General features: G+C 75.3%; 13 protein-coding genes. 7 read left to right on the top strand and 6 right to left on the bottom strand.

The window, feature by feature from the left end; genetic code table 11:
• Positions 1 to 126 precede the first annotated feature (126 nt).
• Positions 127 to 861, top strand: coding sequence for an SDR family NAD(P)-dependent oxidoreductase (locus ABD343_RS34540; RefSeq protein WP_344534089.1), 735 nt, complete (start codon positions 127 to 129; stop codon positions 859 to 861).
• Positions 862 to 871: 10 nt separating this feature from the next.
• Here the strand turns inward: ABD343_RS34540 and ABD343_RS34545 are convergent, their stop codons facing one another.
• The 6 genes from ABD343_RS34545 to ABD343_RS34570 form a co-directional block, all read right to left on the bottom strand.
• Entirely contained in the window at positions 872 to 1,375 is a 504-nt protein-coding gene (locus ABD343_RS34545; protein ID WP_344534091.1) for an SRPBCC family protein, read from the bottom strand.
• A 63-nt stretch (positions 1,376 to 1,438) separates the two neighbouring features.
• Positions 1,439 to 2,863 carry a purine-cytosine permease family protein gene (locus ABD343_RS34550; RefSeq protein WP_344534093.1) on the bottom strand — a complete coding sequence of 475 codons (1,425 nt, stop codon included), beginning with the start codon at positions 2,861 to 2,863 and terminating at the stop codon, positions 1,439 to 1,441.
• A gap of 131 nt (positions 2,864 to 2,994) precedes the next feature.
• The gene (locus ABD343_RS34555) at positions 2,995 to 5,289 is read right to left on the bottom strand and encodes a protein kinase domain-containing protein (RefSeq protein ID WP_344534094.1); all 2,295 of its coding nucleotides are present in this window, start codon (positions 5,287 to 5,289) and stop codon (positions 2,995 to 2,997) included.
• On the bottom strand, positions 5,286 to 7,421 hold the full coding sequence (locus ABD343_RS34560) for an outer membrane protein assembly factor BamB family protein (protein WP_344534095.1): 2,136 nt from the start codon (positions 7,419 to 7,421) through the stop codon (positions 5,286 to 5,288). Before ABD343_RS34560 ends, ABD343_RS34555 begins: the two co-directional genes overlap by 4 nt.
• Before the next feature lie 71 nt (positions 7,422 to 7,492).
• Entirely contained in the window at positions 7,493 to 9,814 is a 2,322-nt protein-coding gene (locus ABD343_RS34565; protein ID WP_344534096.1) for a protein kinase domain-containing protein, read from the bottom strand.
• A 459-nt stretch (positions 9,815 to 10,273) separates the two neighbouring features.
• Positions 10,274 to 10,888 carry a TetR/AcrR family transcriptional regulator gene (locus ABD343_RS34570; protein WP_344534097.1) on the bottom strand — a complete coding sequence of 205 codons (615 nt, stop codon included), beginning with the start codon at positions 10,886 to 10,888 and terminating at the stop codon, positions 10,274 to 10,276.
• Positions 10,889 to 10,904: 16 nt separating this feature from the next.
• On the opposite strand from ABD343_RS34570, the gene ABD343_RS34575 reads away from it, so the two are divergent.
• The 6 genes from ABD343_RS34575 to ABD343_RS34600 all read left to right on the top strand — a co-directional run bounded on the left by ABD343_RS34575 (position 10,905) and on the right by ABD343_RS34600 (position 20,923).
• Positions 10,905 to 11,855: a DUF2867 domain-containing protein gene (locus ABD343_RS34575; RefSeq protein WP_344534098.1), complete on the top strand. Its 951-nt coding sequence runs from the start codon at positions 10,905 to 10,907 to the stop codon at positions 11,853 to 11,855.
• Positions 11,856 to 12,262: 407 nt separating this feature from the next.
• Positions 12,263 to 14,110 (top strand): ATP-binding cassette domain-containing protein, encoded by a 1,848-nt coding sequence (locus ABD343_RS34580; RefSeq protein WP_344534132.1) that lies wholly within the window; start codon positions 12,263 to 12,265, stop codon positions 14,108 to 14,110.
• A gap of 245 nt (positions 14,111 to 14,355) precedes the next feature.
• Complete coding sequence (locus ABD343_RS34585) at positions 14,356 to 14,508, top strand: hypothetical protein (protein ID WP_344534099.1); 153 nt, start codon at positions 14,356 to 14,358, stop codon at positions 14,506 to 14,508.
• A 194-nt stretch (positions 14,509 to 14,702) separates the two neighbouring features.
• Positions 14,703 to 16,115: a lanthionine synthetase C family protein gene (locus ABD343_RS34590; RefSeq protein ID WP_344534100.1), complete on the top strand. Its 1,413-nt coding sequence runs from the start codon at positions 14,703 to 14,705 to the stop codon at positions 16,113 to 16,115.
• Positions 16,112 to 19,402, top strand: a complete 3,291-nt coding sequence (locus ABD343_RS34595) for a thiopeptide-type bacteriocin biosynthesis protein (RefSeq protein ID WP_344534101.1) — start codon at positions 16,112 to 16,114, stop codon at positions 19,400 to 19,402. Before ABD343_RS34590 ends, ABD343_RS34595 begins: the two co-directional genes overlap by 4 nt.
• A 138-nt stretch (positions 19,403 to 19,540) precedes the next feature.
• Positions 19,541 to 20,923 (top strand): GntP family permease, encoded by a 1,383-nt coding sequence (locus ABD343_RS34600; protein ID WP_344534102.1) that lies wholly within the window; start codon positions 19,541 to 19,543, stop codon positions 20,921 to 20,923.
• Positions 20,924 to 20,980 lie beyond the last annotated feature (57 nt).

Genomic DNA, 20,980 nt, shown 5'->3' on the forward strand with positions numbered 1-20,980 from the left:
GGATCTGCGGCCCCCATGGCCGCACCCCACCAGATTAACTTGACCACCGGGTCAAGTCGCATGCTACCGTCCGGGCGTAAGTTGACCCGAGGGTCAGGAAAGCTGACGCGGCAAGGAGTGCGCCCTGTGTCCAAAGTGATCGCTGTTTTCGGTGCCGGTACCGGTCTGGGGGTGTCCGTGGCCCGCCGCTTCGGGCGCGAAGGGTTCCGGGTCGCGCTGGTGGCCCGCCGCAAGGACCGGCTGGACGCCCTCGCGGAGGTGCTCGCCGGTGAGGGCATCGAGGCGGCCGCGTTCCCCGCCGATCTTTCCGAGCCCGCCGGGGTTCCCGCCCTCGTCGAGGCGATCCGCGACCGCCTCGGCCGGATCGACGTGGTCGCGTACGGGCCGATCAGCGGCGACCAGGGCTTCACCCCGGCCGCCGAACTGGACGCGGCCACGCTGGAGGCCCTGACGCCGCTGCTGCTGTTCACCCCGGTCGAGGTGGTCCGGGCCGTGCTGCCGGAGTGGACCGAGCGCGGTGACGGCGCCTTCCTGCTGGCCCAGGGGTACTCGGCGGCGCATCCCATGCCCCACCTCAGCGGCCTGGGCCCGGTGATGTCCGCCACCCGGAATTACCTGTATTCCCTCCACGCCGAGCTGGCGGACAAGGGTGTCTACGCGGGCGCCCTGACCATCGCGTCCCTGATCGCCCGCAGCGAGGTGTCCGCCGCGGCCCAGGCCGCCTTCGAGTCGGCCGACGGCCCGAGGTTCCCGGTCGCCGACCCGGACGACCTCGCGGAGCACTACTGGGACATGTACACCCGGCGCGACCGCGTCGAGCAGTTCCACCCCGAGGCGCTGGCTCCGGGGGCCGCCGCGTAGCGAGCGCCGCTCAGTCGCGTGCCCCGTGCGCCCCGGCTGCCCCGGGTGCCCCTTGTGTCCCGCGTGCGCGGTGGGCGCTGTGCTCGCGTACCGCGATCCGGGCGAGCTTGGTCAGCATCATGCCGTTGCGCACCGCCATCAGGTAGTCCACCGGCAGCCCGTGCATCCGGGTGCCGGGGCCGCGCAGGGGGTGCCATTCGAGCAGGAAGAGGGTGCTGTCCTCGCCCCAGGGGACCAGGTTCATGGCGATACGGGCCGCGCCGAACGGGTCCGCCTTCGCCTCCAGTTCCAGGCGGTGCTCCGGCTCGCAGATGCGGACGACGCAGGTGTCGTCGAGCGTGAGGGGCCCCGCACCGACCCGGACGCGCAGCCGGGCGCCGACCTCCGGCCAGTGCGGATCGGCGGCCAGGATGCTCCGGGTCCCCGTCACCCACTCCCGGTACCGGTGGCCGTCGGCCAGCAGCGCCCAGACCTCGTCCGGCGGGCTCAGGATGAGACGACGGTTCCGTGCCACGCCGACCACGCTCCTTCCGGGTCAAACGTAACCACGCCCCGGTACGCACGCACCTCGGCGTGATCAGGCGGTCTCCCGCGGTGCGGTGCGGGCGGCCGTCACCTGGCCCGGGACGAGCACCGTGCGTTCCGGCGCGGTGTCGTCGCCGCGGGCCAGGAGCCAGTACAGGAGCGCGGGTACGGCCAGGCCGACGAGCCAGGAGACGTCCGCGCCGCCGAGCGGCTCGACCAGGGGCCCGGTGTAGAAGTGGGTGGCGAGGAAGGGGAGTTGCGCGGCGAGGCCGACGGCGTAGACGGTGAGGGCCTTCCAGCGCCAGGCGCCGTAGCGGCCGTTCGGGTCGCTGAGCGCGGGCAGGTCGTAGCGCTCCCTGGCGATGAGGTAGTAGTCGACCAGGTTGATGGCCGACCACGGGGTGAAGGCGGTCAGCAGGAAGAGCAGGAAGTCCTTGAACGAGGTCAGGAAGCTGTCCTTGCCGATCAGCGCGACCGCCGTACCGGCGACCATGATCCCGGCGATGTAGGCGGCGCGGGCACGCGGCCCCAGCACGCGCTGCCCCCGGAAGCCGCTGACGCCGGTGACCATCGACATGAAGCCGCCGTACGTGTTCAGGACGTTGATGGTCAGCTTGCCGAGCGCGATCACGAAGTAGAGGAACGAGGCCATGGCCCCGGCGCCGCCCAGCCCCACGACGTAGCTCACCTCGTGGCCCGTGAACGCCGGTCCCGCCGTGGCGGCGGCCAGCGCGCCGAAGGTCATGGACCACTGCGAGCCGAGCGCCGAACCGCTCAGCGTCCACCAGAACGTGGCCCGCGCCGAGGTCGAGCGCGGCAGATAGCGGGAGTAGTCCGCGACGTACGGGCCGAAGGCGAGCTGCCAGGACGCGGAGAGGGAGACCGCCAGCAGGAAGACCGGCAGCGAGAACGCGCGGTCGGCGAGGAGCGCGGACACGTCGGCGCGCTCCAGCAGCCGGGCGCCCAGATAGACGAACGCGACCGCGCACACGAGCCCGGCGACCCGCCCGAGGGCATGGATCACGCGATATCCGACGGCCGCGGCGACCGCCGTGACCAGGGCGAAGAGGATGATCCCCGGAGTGTCGCCGAGGTGGGTCAGCTCGCCGACGGCCTGTCCGGCGAGCACGCTGCCGCTGGCGAAGAAGCCGATGTACATCACGATGACGAGCGCGAGCGGCACCGCGGCGCCCCGCACCCCGAACTGGGCGCGGCTGGAGATCATCTGCGGCAGTCCGAGCCGCGGCCCCTGCGCCGAGTGCAGGGCCATCACGGCGCCGCCCAGCACGTTGCCGATCAGGAGCCCGATGACGCCCCAGAACACGTCGGCGCCGAAGACGACGGCGAGGGCGCCCGTGACGACGGCGGTGATCTGGAGATTGGCGCTCAGCCAGAGCGTGAACTGACTGAAGGCCGTGCCGTAGCGCTCGGAGTCGGGCACGACATCGATCGAACGCCGCTCCACCACATCGGCCATACCTGGACCCGCCTTTCCTCGCCCCCCCATGTTGCATGGATCCATTCAGCTTGAGGAGTGAGTGAATGAAGGTCAATACATCGGCGGGACGCGATCGACTGGGCGCGGCCGGGGTACGCCCTCGTGCTGCTCTACGACCCGCCGCCGGAGCCCTGAGCGCCCAGCGGCAGTGCCCGTACGGACTCCGTGTCGGCGACGTACAGCATGTGGGCAGGGGCCGTCGTGTCCGTCGTCAGGCGGGTGCCGTCGAGGCCCGGGCCCGAGGCGGGGAGGGTCCAGGCCGTCCTGTGGGTGCGGCGGTCGACGGCGATGACCGCCGTGTCGCCGTCCGTGGGCGGGAAGACGTAGCGTTCCGTGACCAACGGTGCCTGGCCCGGCGGCTGCTGGAGCGGTTCGGACGTGCGCCAGCGCCAGCGCATCTTGCGCCGGTCGCGCTCGGTGACGAACATCTCGCGGCCGAGGATGACGACGTGGACCGACCCGTCGTGCACCGCCGCGCGCCCGTACAGCGGCTTGCCCGGCATCTCCTTGCCGGTCTCCTCCGGGTCGAGGCTCCATATGGTGCGGCCGTCGCGCGGTTCCAGGACGAGGACGCCGCGGCCCGTCACGACCACGGTGCCGTCCGCGACCGTCACGGCGCGGTCGGTGTCCTTGAAGACGGCGTCCTTCTCGACCGCCTCCGTGCTGAGTTCGCGGCGCCACGCCCGGGAGCCGTCGCGGGCCCGGAAGGCGGTGACGGCGTCCGCCTCCAGGAGGACCAGCACCCCGGAGCCCGCCGCCGCGACGGCCGTGCCGCTGTCGCTCGGGCCGAGCCGGACGCGCCAGCGGCGGCGGCGCGCGCGGACGTCGTACGCGACGAGGAAGCGGTCCAGCTTCTCGACGGGGTGCTCACGGGCGCGCTCGCGGCGCTCGACCCAGTCGTGGCCCACGGCGTACACGGTGTCGCCGTCCGCCGCGCACACCGCCTCGTCCATCCAGGAGAAGTCGGCGCCCAGGTCCTCCGTATACCAGGTGCGGCCGTCCGCCGCCTCCACGACGGCCAGCCGCGTCACCGGCGAGGGCACCGCGCGTACGACCCGTCCCGCCACGGCCTGGCCGCCCGCGCCCACCGCGCGGCGCCAGCGCACGGTGCCCCGGCGGGCGTCCAGCCCGATCAGCGCGTCGTCGCCGCCGGACACCACGAGGGTGTCGCCGAGCACGGCGAACGGGCCCGCCGACGGCGAGAGTTCGACCTTCCGCGCCCACAGGGGGCGGGGCGCGCCGCCGCCCGGGGACGGCGGGCGGCCACCGGGGGCGCCGGGCTCGCCGGTCGCGCCTGCGGGGCGCAGCAGCCAGGCGGCACCCGCCGCGCCGCCCACCGCCAGTGCCCCCGCGCCCGCGAGCGCGCGCCGCCGGCCGATGCGGCGCCCGGGGGCGGAGCCGGTGGTGGCGGGGCCCGTGCCCGTGCCCTCGCCGTCGGCCGTACGGCGTACGCCCAGGGTGCCCGCGCGTGCCGTGGACGCCTGGAGGTCGGCCAGCACCGGCGCGGGGAGGCCGCCGCCGAACCAGGCGGCGCCCCCGAGCCGTTCGGCCAGCGCCTCGGGTGCCGGGCGCCGCGCGGGATCCCGTGCGAGGCAGGCGGCGACGAGGGGCCGCAGCGCCTCGGGCACCCCGGCCAGCTCGGGCTGCTCGTGGGCCAGCCGGTACAGCACCTCGCCGGGATCGCCCTCGCCGTACGGCGGACGGCCCGTCGCCGCGTACGTCACCACGGCGCCCAGCGCGAACACATCGGTCGCGGGGCCGACTTCGCCGAGTCCGCCCGGTCCCGTCTGCTCCGGGGCCATGTAGGCGGGCGTGCCGGGGTGGTCGTTCCGCCCGGTCCCGGCGCCCTCGACGCCGCCGGTGTCCCCGGTGTCCCCGGCGAGGGCCGCCACGCCCACGTCGATGATCTGCGGCGCGGCGGGCGTCAGGAGGATGTTCGACGGTTTCACGTCGCGGTGCACCAGGCCCGTGCCGTGCAGTGTCGCCAGCGCGGTCGCCAGGTGGCGCCCCAGCGTGCGTACCGCCTCCTCGGGCCACGGGCCGTGCGCGCGGACGGCCGCGGCCAGCGACGGGCCGAGTACGAAGGCCGTCGCCAGCCAGGGGCGGGGCGGGCCCGGGCCGTCCTCCTCGGTGCCCGCCGCCACGGCCTCCGGGAAGCAGGGCAGGGCTCCGAGGGCGCGTACCGCCTCCGTCTCCCGCCGGAACCGGGCCGAGGCGGACGGGTCCTCCGCCCGGGCCGGGTGCGGGGACTTGAGGGCGACCAGGCGGCCGCCCGGGGTCCGCGCGAGGTACACGGTGCCGTTGCCCCCTGCCCCGAGGCGGCCGAGCAGCACGTGCCCCGCGATGTTCTCCGGGTCCCCCGCGAGCAGCGGGCCCGGCAGGTACGCCCGCGCGTCCCCGGTCATCGGGCGCCTCCCCCCTCGCGGCCGCGGCCTTGCCGGACGTCCAGCGCGTAGACGGACCCGGAGGCGGCGACGAGGACGAGGGGCCCGGCCGGGAACGTGGAGCAGACCGTGGTCTCCTCCGCCGCACGGAACCGCCACAGCGCGGCGCCCGTACGCGAGTCCAGCGCCGTGACGCCCTCGCGGCCCCCGACGAGGAGCGGCCGGTCCGGCCACGCGGAGCTGGTCGCCGTGTCCGGCGCCCGCGCGTCCTTGCGGGGCGGGAACGTCCGGTCGTGCTCCAGCAGATGCCGCCACAGCTCGCGCCCGTCGCGCGGATCGACCGCGTAGACCGTCTGGTACGGGTCCGTCACCACCAGCGCGCGCCGCCCGCCGCGCAGCGTGCGGGTGCCCGCGATGTGCAGCGGCGCCGGGCCCGGGTGCTCCTTGTCGTTCCGCAGGTCCGTCTTCCAGCGGGGGCCCGCAGTGCCGGTGAAGGACGTGCCGTAGAGGTGGCCGTCGGCGGAGCAGAAGAGGCGGCGGGAGGCGGCGTCGGCCCAGGCGTTGGCGTCCCGGGTGCGGAGCCGGGCGGCCGTCCACCGGTGGGTGTGCCGCCAGGTGCGTGCGCCGTCCGAGGCGGCGAGCCCTGTCAGCTCGATGCCCCCGCTGCCCCGTCCGACGCTCAGCAGGAGCCCGTCGCCGCCGAGCGGCCCGAAGCCGACGTTCCCCCTCAGGGGCGCGGTGAAGCCGTGCTCCCAGCGGACGTCGGTGCGGCGGGTGTCGTACGCGAGTACGCGCATCTTCAGCCCGGTGGGCGGCGGTTCCGCGCGGCCCTGGGCCAGGTCGTCGGCCATCAGATGGACGACGCCCGAGTCCCGGTCGGTCCCGAGGAGCCGCAATTCGCCCCAGCCGGGCGGGAGTTTCGGCCGGTGGTCCCACAGTTGCCGCCCGCTGTCCGCCGAGAGTCCGAGCAGCCGCCCGCGCCGTACGGCGACGAGCGTGTCCCCGTCGAGCGGCCGCAGGCCTCCTGTCTGGATGCCGGTGTCGTCGCGCCGCCACATCCGGCGGCCGTCGGAGAGCCGCAGCGCGGTGACGTACGGCGGTTCGACGAGATAGACGCGGTCGGCGGCGACGTCGGTCAGCACCTGGTCCTGACGGTGCGCGGTGCCGGGCGCGGGACCGTCGTACCGCCACAGGGCCGGGGGAGGGGCGCCGGGCGGCACGCGCCGTCGCGCCCCGCCGCCCCCCTCCCCGCCGCGCGCGGCGCTCCACCCGGAGACGCCGCCCGCCCCGGCGAGCACGCCGACCGCTCCGGCGAGGAACGCGCGCCGGGCGGGCGTACGGGCGGGCCTGCGCGCGGACCTACGGGCGGGGTGGTGGTCGGCGGTGACGGGGGTGCCGTCGTCGGACCCGGTCCCGGCCCCGGCTCCGCCCTCGGCCCCTGCCCCTGTCCCTGTCCCTGCCCCGGTGTCGGGGGCGGGACGTGAGGTGTCCTCCTCCAGCGCGAGGGCCCGTTCGGCCTGCTGGGCGAGCGTGCCGACGAGCCGCGCGGGCAGGGCGACGGGTGAGGGGTCGGGTGAACCGGCCACGGACGCCGCGCCGTCCAGCGGACCGGAGGCCAACCGGCCCAGCAGCCGCTCCAGTTCGGCACGGTCGTCCTCGCGCGTGCCGCCGCGTTCGGGGCGCGGCCGGGTGAGGCAGGGCCCGTCGCCGCGCAGCAGCACGCCGTCGTCGGTCAGCGCGCCGTGCGCCGTACCGGACTCGTGCAGCCGGGCGAGCGCCGCGTCGAGCACGCCGCCGAGAGCGCGTACGGTCGGCACGGGCAGCCCGCCGTACATGAGCGCGCCCGCCTCCGCGCAGGTGAGCGCGGGCACGTACGGGCAGACCAGCCACCACTGCTCCCCGCTCCGTACGGTGTCCAGGACCCTCGGCAGCCCCGGCCCGGCCGCCCGGCGCAGCGCCTCGACGGACCGCGCGAGGGCCGCGCCGCCGCCGTCCTCCGCGACCCGCGTCACCTCGACCAGGGTGCCGGTGCCGGGATCGCGGGCCAGGAAGCGCGGCTCACCGCCGGTGGACGTCAGCGGCCCGAGCGGCCGGTAGTGGGCGACGCCGGGCCCGCGCTCGTCCGGTGCCGCTTCCGTGAACCCTGTCGTCATGGCCCGATCCCCCCTGTGTTCCCTGACCGCTTGCTGAGCCGCCGCGGCCCCCGCCTCCCGCCCCCGGAGGGTCACAGCACCGGCATCGCGCGCAGCACCCCCCGGCGGCGTACGAAGACCCGGCCCGCGGCGCCCGTCAGGTGCCAGCCCGGTTCGGGCCGGTCGTCGGAGAGGGTCCAGGCGCGGGAGCCGTCGCGGGTGTCGACCGTGGCGACGCCCGCGTCGGAGAACCGCTCGTCGTCGCCCGCGACGGGCACCGCGCCCAGCGCCTCGTAGAGCGCGTGTCCGAGGACGACGGCGGGCTGCTGGGAGAGGGCGTTGTGCCGCAGCCCGGCGGTCCAGCGCTGGCGTCCCGACCGCGCGTCCCAGCAGGTGAGCTGGTCGCCGCCGGAGACGTGGACGCGGCCCGCCGCGACCGTGGGCGTGCCCCACAGCACGTCCTGCGCGGGCCTGGTCCACCGCGCGGTGCCGTCCCGCGCGTCGAGCACGGCGAGCGCGCGGCCGCCCACGCAGAACGCGCCGTCGAGCGCCGCCGGCGCGAGCGTTCCGGCCCGGGGGAGGCCCGCGCGGCGGGCTTCCGCGGTGTTCCACAGCCGTCGCCGCCAGCGCGTCCTCCCGTCCCCGGTGTCCAGCGCCACGGCCTCGCCCTCCGCGCCGACGGCGAGGAGGGTGCCGCCCGCGAGCGCCGCCGCCACCCGTCCCTCGCCCTCCACGGGCCGGGCGGCGCGCCAGCGCGGACTGCCGTCCGCCAACCGGACCGCGCGGACGCGGCGTTCGCCGTCGAGGACGTACGCGCGCCGCGTGCCCACCGCGAGCACCTCGCGCGCGTCCGCCGCGCCGGTGCTCCAACGGCGCGCGCCCGTCCGCGCGTCGAGGGCGGTGAGGCGCCCGCCGCCGGTCGCGCAGAGCAGCGGCGCGCCGGCCGGTCCGTCGGGTGGCGGCGCGCCGAGGAGGGCCGGGGGAACGGCTTCGGCGTCGCCGTCGTCCGGTCTCTCCGGCCCCTCGGGGGCCTCGCCGTCGGGCCAGCGCCAGAGCCAGGCCCGTTCGCCGGTGTGCTGCCGCCAGGCGGCCAGGCCGCGCCGGGTCGCGGCGGCGACCACGCGGCCGACGACGACCGGCCCGGGGCCGTCGCCGCGCAGGCCGTCGGTCTGCCAGAGCGGGGACGGGGCCGCGCCGTCCGCCTGTCGGCGCACCGGCGGGGCGACGGGCACGCCCGCGGCGGAGACCTCCTGACCGCCACCGCCGCCGCCCGCGCCGCCCAGCAGCCGCCAGGCGCCCCAGCCCGCGCCCGCGAGCGCGGCGACGGCACCCGCCGCGCCGGACACCGCGAGCACCTGACGGCGCGTGGACCGGGGCCCACCGTCAAGGCCAACGCCGGTTCCGGTGTCGGCTCCGGTCCCGGTCCCGGTCCCGGCTCCGGTGTCGGCGGGCGGCAACGGCTCCGCGGCGGCCAGCCGTCCGGCGGCGTCGCTCTCCTGGCGTGCGATCTCCGCCGCCAGCGCGCCCGTGTGCCAGGGCGGCACCGCGAACCCGGGCCCGTCCCCCTCCGCCCAGGCCTCGACGAGCGCGGCCGGGCGTGGCCGCGCCGCCGGTTCATGGGCGAGGCAGGCCCGTACGAGGTCCCTCAACGGGCCGGGCACGCCCTCCAGCCGGGGCTCCTCGTAGACGACCCGGTAGTGGACGGACGCCGGGTGGCCCCCGCCGTACAGCGGGCGTCCCGTGGCGGCGAACGCGAGGACGGCGCCGAGCGCGAAGACGTCGCCCGCGGGGCCGGTGCGCCGGCCCCGTACCTGCTCGGGCGGGGCGTAGCCGGGGGTCGCGGCGACGCTGCCGGGCGCGGTGAGCGTCAGCCCGTACTCGGGCCGGGCGATCCCGAAGTCGATGATGCGCGGCCCTTCGCGGGTCAGCACGATGTTGCCGGGCTTGAGGTCGCGGTGGACGAGCCCCGCCGCGTGGACGGTCGTCAGGCCGGTGGCGAGCGCGGCGCCGAGCGCGCGCAGCGCGGGCTCGGCGAACGGGCCCGTGACCCGCAGCGCGGCGTGCAGGGTGGGCCCCGCGAGATACTCCGTGGCGATCCAGGGCGTCGCGCCGTCGAGCCGGTGCTCCAGTACGGCCGCGACGCCGGGTCCGCGTACGGCCGACGCCGTGTCCGCCTCCCGCCGGAAGCGGCGCAGCATCTCCGGGTCCCCTACGAGCCCCGGCCGCAGCACCTTCACGGCGGCGGCCCGCCCTCGTGCGTCCCGGCCGAGATGGACCGCGCCCATGCCGCCTTCGCCGAGCGGGCCGACGATCAGATACGGCCCGATCACCCGTGGCCGGGCCCCCGGGGGCCCCGCGGCATCCGTGGCCTCCATGGCCCCCACCGCTCCCGCCCGCTCCGACACATCCGACACGTCCGACACCGTGTCAACTCCCGGGGAGGCCCGTCCCCGTCGGCCACGGGCCCGTGAGATGCGTGCGGCGACGCCCCCTGGTCGCCGCCGTACGCACCCCGCGTTCCCCCTGAACCGCCCGCGTCCGCCGCATCCGCCGCATGCGTCCCCCTCCGGTCGCCCCCACCCGGGCGGCGCACGAGCCTTCCCCCCCGGAGGCACGCGTCACCGCCGGCGCCATGCTCGCCGCCCCCGGCCACCGCCTCCAGGTGTTTCGGCGCTGCCCGAAACACCCCCGTGGAGGCGCCGTTCAGCTCCGTGCCGCGCCGCGGCACGGTGGCGCGTGTGCCCTCCCGGGCGTCGGGGATCGCGCGCCCTCGCGGCGCGGCGACGGGGCCCTGCGCGCCCGCGCCGCGCCCGCGCCACGCGCCGCGCCCCGGTAACCGGCGGGCCCCGGTAACCGGCGGGCCGCCGCGCTCGCTACCGCTTGAGCATCGTGTCGATCACCGCGTCGAGATAGCGGGCGCGCGCGGGGCCGGTCGGCAGGGACGTGGGGACCGCGTGGCCCAGTTGGGCGTGGCCGAGGAAGGCCGAGTAGGAGAGGAGGCCCCGGCGTTCCGCCTCGGGGGCGGTGAAGCCCAGCTCCGCGAAGAGCGCGGTGACGTAGCCGACGCGGCGCTCGGTCACCCGGGCGAGGACGGCGGCCACGGCGGGGTGGTCCGCGTGCGCGAGCAGGGACAGCTCCAGGGAGTCCTCGGCGGCCGCTTCGGTGGCCCGCAGCAGCAGGGTGCGGAGCCGCTTCTCCGGGTCCGGCTCCGTCTCCAGGTCGGCGATCACGGCCTCGGTGCCGAGCTGTTCCCAGCGGACGAGGGCGGCCTCGATCAGGGCGTCGCGGTTGGCGAAGTGCCAGTAGAAGCTGCCCTTCGTGGCGCCCAGGCGGGTGGCCAGCGCCTCGACGGACAGGGCCGCGAGGCCGCCTCCCTCGCCCAGGGCCTTCAGGGCCTCGGCGGCCCAGTCCCGCGCGGTCAGCCGCCGGCGCGCGGAGGGGGAGCGACGGGGGAAGGGGCGGGGGGAGGGGGAGGAGCCGGATGCCATGACCATACGGTACCGTATGGAAAACATACGCACCCGTATGGAGGTCTCCATGGCCAAGGGTCAGGTTCGTGATGTCCACACCCGCGTCGTCCGGGCTCCCCTCGACACGGTCGGAGCCCTGATCGACCGGCTCGGCGGCGACGACGATCCCCTCTTCCCCACCCCGCGGTGGTCCCCGATGCGCTTCGACCGCCCGCTGGGCGTGGGCGCGGACGGCGGCCACGGCCCGGTGCGCTACCGCGTGAGCGCCTACGAGCCGGGCCGCCGCATCCGCTTCGACTTCGAGCCGGGCCCGAGCGGCTATCACGAGATACGGGTACGGGAGCTGGGCCCGGAGCGGTGCGAGGTGGAGCACGTGCTGGAGCAGCGGTTCGGCGCCGCCGAACGGCTGCTCTGGGAAACGCTCGTCAAGACGGTGCACGGCGCGGTCGTCGAGGAGCTGTTCGACAACATCGAGCGGGCGGCCACCGGCGCCGTCTCCGGCACTCCCGTGCGCGAGCCGTTCCGCGTGCGGCTGGCCAACCGGCTGACCTGGCCCCGGGCCCGCGCCGTCGAACTCCCCGCCGGGGCACGCCTCGCCCGTGCCGCCTTCGCGCACACCGACTTCCAGGACGCCTGGCGCATGGAGATCCTGCCGGGCATGCCGGAGAGTCCGGAGGCGTGGCAGGGCGTGCTGCGCGGTGCGTTCCCCGTCCTCGGCCGCGAGGGCGGCGAGATCCTGCTCGGCAAGGACGCCCCCCATCTCGACTTCCGCGCCTCGATCCTGGTCGCGGACGGCCATGTCACCCTCGGCACGGTCGTCCGTACGCACCATGTGGGCGGCAGGCTCTACTTCGCGCTGGTGCGGCGCTTCCACCCCCTCATGGTCCGGCTGATGCTGCGCCGTACGCACCGCCGTCTCGCGAACGCGGCGCCGAGCGCGGGGGAACGCGCGTATTCCGCGAGGGCCCGCGACTATTCCGGGTGAGCGCGCTCCCCGGCATTCTTGACGCGCATGCCCGGATTCTGCTTCATGTTTCTGCACTGCGGGAATTCGCAACCTCCGGTCAAGGCCTCGCATTCATGGCTCGCGACGTAATTCAGGGCGGTTCCCGAGGCCCCCGCCCTCTCCGGTTCCCGGTGCGTGAGTACGGTGATCCCTCGCCCGAGCGGCTCCCCTGACGCACCGAACCGGAGGCCTCTGTGACCCCACGTCGTGCCCGCGAGAAGGCCGTAGGCCCGTCCGGCCAGTCCGGCCAGTCCGGCCCGTCCGACACCCCGGATGCCCCCGACGCCCCGGACGCGGACGGCGTCTCGGCCGTGGAGCGGGAGCTGTTCGGCGGGCGGCTGCGCTGGGACGACGCGTTCGTCGAGCACGAGGGCGCGGTGGCGCGGATGCGCTTCACGCAGATGGCCGCCGCGCTGCCCCGCATGGTCGGCGTCGTCATGCGGGCCGGCTGGGAGACCGACCCCCGCGCGCTGACCGGCGTCGTCCTGGCGCAGATCGGCCAGGGGCTGACGGCCGCGTTCGGGCTCGTGGCGGTCAACGGCGTGCTCGCGAGCCTGTTCGCGAACGGCCCGACCGGCGACAAGCTGCGGGACTCCCTCCCCGCGCTCGTCCTGCTCGCCGTCGTCGCCGTCGGTACGGCCCTGCTGATGGCCTGGTCGACGGCGATGTCCGGGCGGCTGGAGCCCCAGGTCGAACGGGCCGTCTCGTTGCGCTACTACCGCGCGGTCACCGGCGTGGAGCTGGCGGCGACCGAGCGGCCCGACATCCAACGCCACCTGGAGGCGGGCAGGTTCGGCACGGACTCGGCGCGGCGCATGCTCACCCTCTCCGTGGGCGTCGCCAACGTCGTGATCGGCATGGTCGCCGCGGCCCTCGTGCTGGCCTCGCTGCACTGGTCGCTGCTGCCGATGCTGCTGGCCATCGCGCTGCCCAAGGGGTGGGGCGCGGTGCGCTCGGCACGCCGCGAGTACATCTCGCGGCGGCACTGGGTGGACCACCGCCGGGCCGTCGCCACCCTGCTCCAGTACCTGACGATGCCGCACGCCGCGGGCGAGATACGGGCGCACGCGGCGGGCTCGCTGCTGCTGCGCGGGTACGAGGAGATGTCCGGTCTGATGGAGACCGAGCAGCGACGCCTGGCCCGCGCCCAGGCCCGTACCGACCTGGTCGCCGGCGCGTTCTCCGGCCTGGCCTCGCTGGGCTGTTACGGGGTGCTGTGGTGGCTGCTGACCAGCGGCGGCCTCCCGATGGCGGTGGGCGGCACGGCCGTCGTCGCCATCCGCACCTCCACCGGGCGCCTCACCTCGCTGGTGCAGCAGGTCAACCGCATGTACGAGGAGATGCTCCAGCTCAACGACACCGAGGTGGCCACCCGGCTGGCGGCCCGGCACGCCATCCCGCGCACCGGCGAGCCGCTGCCCTCGCCCGTACGGGAGATCCAGGTGCGGGACGTCTCGTTCACCTACCCGGGCGCGACGGTGCCCGCGCTGCACCGCGTGGACGTGACCGTACGGCGGGGCGAGGTGACCGCGCTCGTCGGGGCGAACGGCTCCGGGAAGTCCACCCTGGCCAAGATCCTCGGCGGGCTGCTGCTGCCCGGCGGCGGCGGCGTGTGGTGGGTGGGGGCGGATGGAGAACGCGTAGAGGTGCGGGAGGCCGTGCGCGCCGACGTGTTCCGTTCCGTCGGGATGCTGACGCAGGACTTCCCGAACTGGCAGATGACGGCGGCGGCGAACATCGCCGTCGGCGCGGGCGACCGCCCGCGCGACATGGCCCGCGTCGAGGAGGCGGCCCGCGGCGCCGACGTGGCGGCGCTCATCGAAGGGCTGCCGCACGGCTGGAACTCCATCGTCCTCAAGGGGTACGAGCGCGGCGTCCAGCTCTCCGGCGGCCAGTGGCAGAAGCTGGGCACGGCGCGCAGCCTCTACCGGGGCGCGCCGTTCCTGCTGGTCGACGAGCCGACCTCGGCGCTCGATCCGCACGCCGAGATCGAGGCGTTCGACCGGCTGCGGACCCTGGCCGACAGCGGCGTCGCGGTCGTGCTGGTCACCCACCGGCTCGCCGCGACCGCCTCCGCCGACCACATCTACGTCCTGGACCGCGGCCACGTCGCCGAACACGGGGCCCACGAGCGGCTCATGGAGCGCGGCGACGGGCTGTACCGAGGCATGTTCGAGGCGCAGGCCGCGCAGTACGGGCTGGGCTCGCGCCCGGCGGCGTCCGGGACCTCCTGATCCCCGTTCGTTGGCAATTTCCCGCACCAATCACTCTGATTCCGGACAAGGCAGATATGCACACGGGGCAGCTTTCCCGTGTATTCCTGCCTCCCCTCCGCGTTCTCCAAGAAGTGAGCGAGGCGGGGTAGTTGACGGTTATCGAGGGGCTCCACTACGTTCCAAGAACCTCCGGGAAATCCGGCGTTCACAATCGGCGTCGCCCCGGAGAATCCCGTGCGGCCCCTTAAACGGAGGGAACAATAATGAGCGAAGACCTGCTGGAAGACGAATTCTCCCTCGACCTGCGCGTCGGTTACGCGGAGGGCTCGACCAGCTCCGCCGCCGCGACGAACAACGGCGGCTGCGAGACCTCGCGCACGTCGCTGTGCACCGACACGCTCAGCGGGTGCTGCTGACACCTCGCGTGCGAGGTGACGCACGTCCGTAGCGAGCCACGCGGAGGGCCCCGCGGTCCGCGCACAGGGGACCCGCGAGCCCTCCGTATGGTCGTTCGCCGGAAAGGCCGGGGCCTTCCGGAACGGGTGGACCGGAACGGGTGGAATCGGCACCGGTGGAATCGGCACGGCTGAGAGAGGGAAACGGCGCAACGATGGAGTCCCGTTCCGCGGGCGGAGTGACCGACGACGAGGTGCTGCGGCTGGCCCGCGAGGTGGCCGACCGGCTCATGGAATCCCCCGGCGACGCCGCGGGGAAGGCGGACCTCGCCGACGGCGCCCCCGGCATCGCGGTCGCCCTCCGGTACGCCTCCGAAGTCTTCGACGACGACCGCTACTTCAAGGCGGGCCGCCTCCTCCTGCGGCGCACCGCCCAGGCGAGCGCCGCCGAACCCGTGCGCGCGCCCGGCCTGTTCCTCGGCACCGCGGGAGTCGTCTGGGCGGTGACCGTGTACGCCCGCCCGGAGCCGCGCTATCTCCCGACGCTCGCCACGATGACCGACCAGCTCGCCCACCAGACGCTGGCGATCCCGCTGCCCACCGAGGCGGGCGGCGTCGCCGCGCACGAGTACGACGTCGTCGGCGGCGCGGCGGGCTGGCTCACCGCGCTCCTCAAGGCCACGGACGTCCTCGGCGGGCCCCCGACGGACGCGGTCGGCGAGGCCACGGAGCGCCTCGTCGACTATCTGGCGGAGCTGACCCGGGACGACGGCGGCCCGCTGCGCTGGTTCTGCGCGCCCTCCCACTTCCCCAGCATCCCGGGCCCCGACGGGGAGCCGACGCCCCTCCCGGGGTACGTGAAGAACTTCCCCGACGGCGTGTACAACCTGGGCTTCGCCCACGGCCCCGGCGGCATCCTCGCCGCCCTCTCCCGCCCCGACGCCGCCCGGGCGGGCGGGGGCGCGGACAGGGAGACGGCAGGGGACGCGGGCGGGGGAGCGGCCGGGGACGCGCGCTCCCGCCGCGTACGAGAAGGCGTCCGCGCCCTCGCCCGTATGCTCGAAGAGCTGCGCATCGACGGCCTCGGCTACCCGGCCTGGGCCAACCTCCTGCTGCCCCACCCGGACACCCGGCGCCCCGACACCGGCTCCCCGCAGGAACCCGCCAGGAGCGCGTGGTGCTACGGCGCGCCCGGTCTCGCCGCGTCCCTCCTCCCGGCCTCGGCGGCCTGCGGCGACCCGGGGCCGACCGACCTCGGGGTGGCCGCGCTCCTCGGCGTCGAACGCACCCCCGCCGAGCTGCAGCGCCTCAACTCGCCCACCCTGTGCCACGGTCTGGCGGGACTGGTGGCCCTCTACGGCCGCGCCGCCGCGCAGACCGGCCACCCGGACCTGTGGCGCATGCACGACGACTTCCGCGCGCGGCTGTGCGCGTACGCGGACCCGGAGCACCCCTACCTCTTCCCGGACTACGACCCGTGGGGGGAACCGGACGACAACCCCGGCCTGTTGAACGGCGCGGCCGGGGTCCTGCTCGCGCTCCTCGGCACCGTGTCCGAGACGGCGGCCGAGTGGGACGAGGTGCTGTTCCTGACCCCCAGGCGGGGCCGAGACATGGGGGAGAAGTGAGCGACAAGACCGCCGACACGTACCGGGCCTGCGGGTTCTTCATGCTCAGGGCCCCGGCCCTGCCCGCACGCCCGATGCTCGAACTGCTCAGGTCGCTGCCCGCGGCGGACGGCGACGCGGCGCTCACGGACGACTGGCAGGACGCGTACGCGGACCAGCTCCGCAAGCTGTGGGCGACCCCGGGCGTGCCGGACGCGGTGCGGGCCGCCTCGCCCCATCTGGCGGACGCCGTCGAGCGGTTCGACGGCCTCACCGGCAAGAACCGGCGGAAGGCCGTCCGCGGCCTCGGCCGCTACCTGAACCGGATGAGCTTCCGCCCGACGCCGTTCGGCCTCTTCGCGGGCGTGACCTCCGGCGTGTTCGGCGAGGAGCAGCACACCCGGCTCGGCCCCACCGCCCTCGGCTCGGCCCGGGCACGCGCCGACTCCGGGTGGGTCATGCACCTGGTGCAGCGACTCGCCTTCGGCGCCGGGCGCCCCCGCGACCTGCGGGTGCGGCGCAACGACCTGCTGCACGTGGCGCGCGGCCGGGTGTGGCTGTCCACCGCCGAGGGCTACGGCCAGGACAACAGGCCCGAAGCGCGCGCGGGCGACGACGGGCGCGGTGCCGCCATGGGCCGGCGCTCCGTCAGCGTGCGGCTCACCGCGCCGGTGCGGTCCGTGCTCGACCACACGCGGACGCCCACGACGCTCGGCGACCTCACCGCCGTGCTCACCGAGGCCTACCCGGCCGCCGGTGCCGGGCGGATCGCGGCCCTCCTCGACGGGCTCCTCGACAGCGACGTCCTCATCACCGCCGAGCGCCCCCGGCTGCTCGTACCGCCGAACGGCCCTACGGACCGGGACGGTTCGCTGCTGCGCGCGATGCTGCCGCCCGTCACCGACCCCGCCGTCGCGCGCGCGATCGACGACGTGGAGGCGGCGATCAGCGCGTTCAACCGGGGGGAGATCCCGGTCGCGGACCTGCTCGCCACCGCGAGCGCGCCGCTGCCCGACGCCGTCGCGGGCCACTCGGGCCCGACCCTCCAGATCGACTCGGCGCTGGCCCCGGACGCGCCCCCGGTCCTTCCCCGGCCCGTGGCCGCGCTGGCCGAGGAGGCCGCCCGTGTGTTCCAGCGCGTCGGCGCCGAGGACCCCTACCCGCCGCATCTCAAGGAGTACGCCGACGCCTTCTCCGAACGGTACGGCCACCACTCCGAGGTCCCCCTGCTGGAGGCGCTGACCCCGGAGACCGGCCTCGGCCCGCCGCGCGGCTACACCTCCCCGGGGCCCGCGTACCCGCTGCCCGGCGTCGTCCCGGCGCCCGCGGACCCCTCGGAGGCGAAGGACGGGTCGTCGCGGGAGGCCGTGCTGCACCGGATGATCACCGGGGCCCTGGCCCGCCGCGAGGTGAGCGTCCAGCTCGACGACCGGCTGCTCGACGAGCTGGCCGGGGCGTCGGCCGCCGAGGACGACGCCCGCCCGCCGCTGCCCGTCCTCGACCTGTACCTCGGCCTGCTGGCACCCGGCCCGGGGCGGGACCGCTGGCGCGGAATCTGCGGCACCTCGGGGGTGGTGATGGGCGGCCGGACGTTCTCCCGTTTCCACGACCTCTTCGACGAGGGGACCCGGGCGTCGCTGCGCGAGCTGGCCGCCGCCGAGGAGCGCTGCCAGGGCGACGCCGTCTGCGCCGAACTCTCCTTCCTGCCCCAGGAGTCCCGGTCCATCAACGTCCTCATCCGCCCCACCGCGCACACATGGGAGCTGCCGGTCAACGTGACGCCCGGCCGGGACGAGGGGCACGTGATCCGGCTGGACGACATCCTCGTCGGCGTGGCCGACGGCAAGCTCTATCTGCGCAGCCGCACACAGGGCAGGCGGCTCTACGTCACCGAGCGCTCGATGCTCAACAGGGCGGGAGCCCCCGACCCCTGCCGGTTCGTGCTGGAGGTCTCCCACGCCCTCTCGGCCCCGGTCTCGGCGTTCGCCTGGGACGGCCTGGGCTGGACCATGCCGTTCCTGCCCCGCGTCGAACGGGGCGATCTGGTGCTGCGCCGGGCACGCTGGCGGCTGCGGCAGGGCGAGTTGGGGCAGCACAAGGATTCCGGGGACGGGATCGCCGCGTTCGCCGAGGCCGTCGGCGCCTGGGCCCGGACGTGGATGGTGCCCCGCCTGGTCCACCTCGCCCACAACGACAACACCCTGCTGCTCGACCTCACCAGCGCCCCCTCCCTGCGCGAGCTGCGCGACAGCCTGGAACAGGCCCCGGAGGACGGCATCGTCCTGGAGGAGGTGCTGCCCGCGCCCGAGGAGAGCTTCCTGCGGGACGCCGCCGGAGAACCGTACGTCTCCGAGATCGTGGTGCCCCTCGTGCGCACCGGCGAGGACCCCGGCCGCGTGGCCCGGCACATCACGCCCCGCCCCGCCCGCGCCACCGCCGAGGACCCCGGGGACCCCGGCGCGCGCGTCAAGCGCGTCGGCAGCGACTGGCTGGCCGTGAAGCTCTACGCCGAACCCGACGCTCACGACACGCTGCTCGGCGCGGGACTGGCGGGCATCGCCGGGCGCCTGGCCGAGCGGTACGGCACACCCGCGCCGTTCTTCCTGCGCTACGGCGACCCGGCCCCCCATCTGCGCGTACGGTTCCACGCCCCCGACGAGGCCACGCGCCCGGACGTCCTGCGCGAGGTCACCGACTGGGCGTACGACCTCGCGCAGGGGGGACACATCGCCGACCACACCTTCGTCAGCTACCCCCGCGAGGTCGAGCGGTACGGCGGGCCCGGGATGATCGGTGCCGTCGAGGAGTGGTTCGGGCAGGACAGCGCGGCCGTCGTCCTCCTGCTCCGGCACCTGCGCGAGGCCGGGACCGGCCTGCCGGACCTGGGCCTGGACGCGGCCCAGGAGCGCGCCGCGCTCGTCACCCTCACCCTCGACCGGCTCTGCGCCTCCCTCGTCCCCGACGAGGAGCGGCGCCACGCGCTCGTGCGCGTCGCCGCGGTCAAGAACGCCGGAGGCGGGCTCTACCGCACCGCCGGGCGCGCCCTGTGGACGGCCCGCACCGAGGACGGACCGGTCCGCGCGCTGCTCGACCGGGCCGCCGCCGTCTGGGACCCGGCCGCCGAACGGCTCTCGCGGCGCATGGCGGAGCTGGAGCGGAGCGGCGAACTCCGGGCGGAGCGCGACAACATCGTCCTCAGCCTGCTGCACATGCACTGCAACCGGATGGGCCTGCGCAACGCCGACGAGGCGCAGGGCCACGGCGTGTGGCGCCGCCTCCTGGACCGCGCGGCACACGCCTCCCGCTGAGCCGTGGGCCCGTGGGCCCGTGGGCCCGAGGGCCCACGGGGCGAGCTATCGAGGGAGGTTATACCTCCATCGGGAATTCCTCCCTACCGGACGTGTACCGGTCATGGTTCCCTCGCATGAACTCACGCGAGAGGATCCATGACATTGATTGCGCTGCACGCCGGGATCGCCATTGCCGCGGTCGTCCTGCTCATTCTGGTGCCGCGCGTCGAGCCCGTGATCGCGCTGGTCATCGGCTCGATCTACCTCGGTCTCGCCTCCGGGCTCGGATTCGACGACACCATGAAGACGATCGTCGACGGATTCGGCGACATCATGGCCGAGGTCGGGCTGCTCATCGGATTCGGAGTTCTTCTCGGCTCGCTGCTCAATTCGATGGGCGCCCTGCAGAAACTCGTGGAGAAACTGCTCCGCGCCCTCGGCCCCGGGAAACTCTCCTACGCGCTGGCCGCCGCGCTCACCGCGGTCTTCCCCTCGATCTACGTCGACGTCCAACTCGTCCTCGCCGCGCCGCTGGCCCGCTCCGCCGCGCCGCGCATGGGGCGTGACGGGCTCGCGCTGATGGGCGGCGCGCTGAGCGCGGGCATCCTCGTCGGCTACGTCTTCGTCGTGCCGGGCCTGGGCACCCTCGCGGTCGCCGGGCTCCTGGACGTTCCGCTCGGCACGATGCTGATCTACGGATTCGTGCTCGGGCCCGTCACCGCGCTGCTGACCGTCTTCCTCTACCACCGCCTGCTCAAGCGCGGTTTCTGGAACAAGGAGCGGGACGAGGCCGTAGGGGATAGGGACGAGGCCGTACGGGAGACGGACGCGGCCGGGGAAGCCGCCGACGGCGGGGAGACCGAGGGCCGGACGGAGCGCCGCACCCCGCCGCTGACCGTGTCGCTGCTGCCGATCGTCGTGCCGCTCCTCCTGATCGCCACCGGCGCCATCGCCGAGGCAGCCGGGGTCGAGTCCGATGTGCTGACGTTCCTCGGCGACCCCGCGTTCGCCCTCTTCGTCGGCCTGCTCGGCGGCTACGCCCTCGCCAAGCGCGCCCTCACCGGCGAGCAGCTCGGCGAGTCCATGACGCAGGGCTTCAACAGCACCGGGCAGATCCTCCTCGTCACCGGCGTCGGCGGCTCGCTCGGCGCGGTCATCGGCAAGTCCGGGCTCGACGACACCCTCGCGGGCGTCTTCTCCGCCGACGCCGGGATGCCGGTCGTGGTGACCGTGCTGCTCGTCTGGCTGGTCGCCGCCCTGCTGCACCTCGCCATCGGCTCGATCGCGGTCGCCGCCATCGCCGCCGCCGGGATCGTCGCCCCCATCATGGGCAGCCTCGACGTCCCCGCCGAGGTGCTCGCGCTGGCCATCGGCTCGGGCTCGCTCTTCGCGCTCCAGGTCAACAGCAACTTCTTCTGGATGTTCCAGACGCTGCTCGGGGTCACCACCCGGGGCGCCCTCAAGGCGCTGACGTTCGTGACGGCGCTCGCGTCGGTCGTCTCGCTCGTCCTGGTCCTCGGCGTGAGCCTCGTGACGTGACCCCCGCCGCAGGGCCGGAAGAACCGGCCGCAGCACAGCCCATCGCAGCACAGCCCC

The sequence above is a fragment of the Streptomyces albiaxialis genome (assembly GCF_039530985.1).
GTDB classification, from domain to species: domain Bacteria; phylum Actinomycetota; class Actinomycetes; order Streptomycetales; family Streptomycetaceae; genus Streptomyces; species Streptomyces albiaxialis.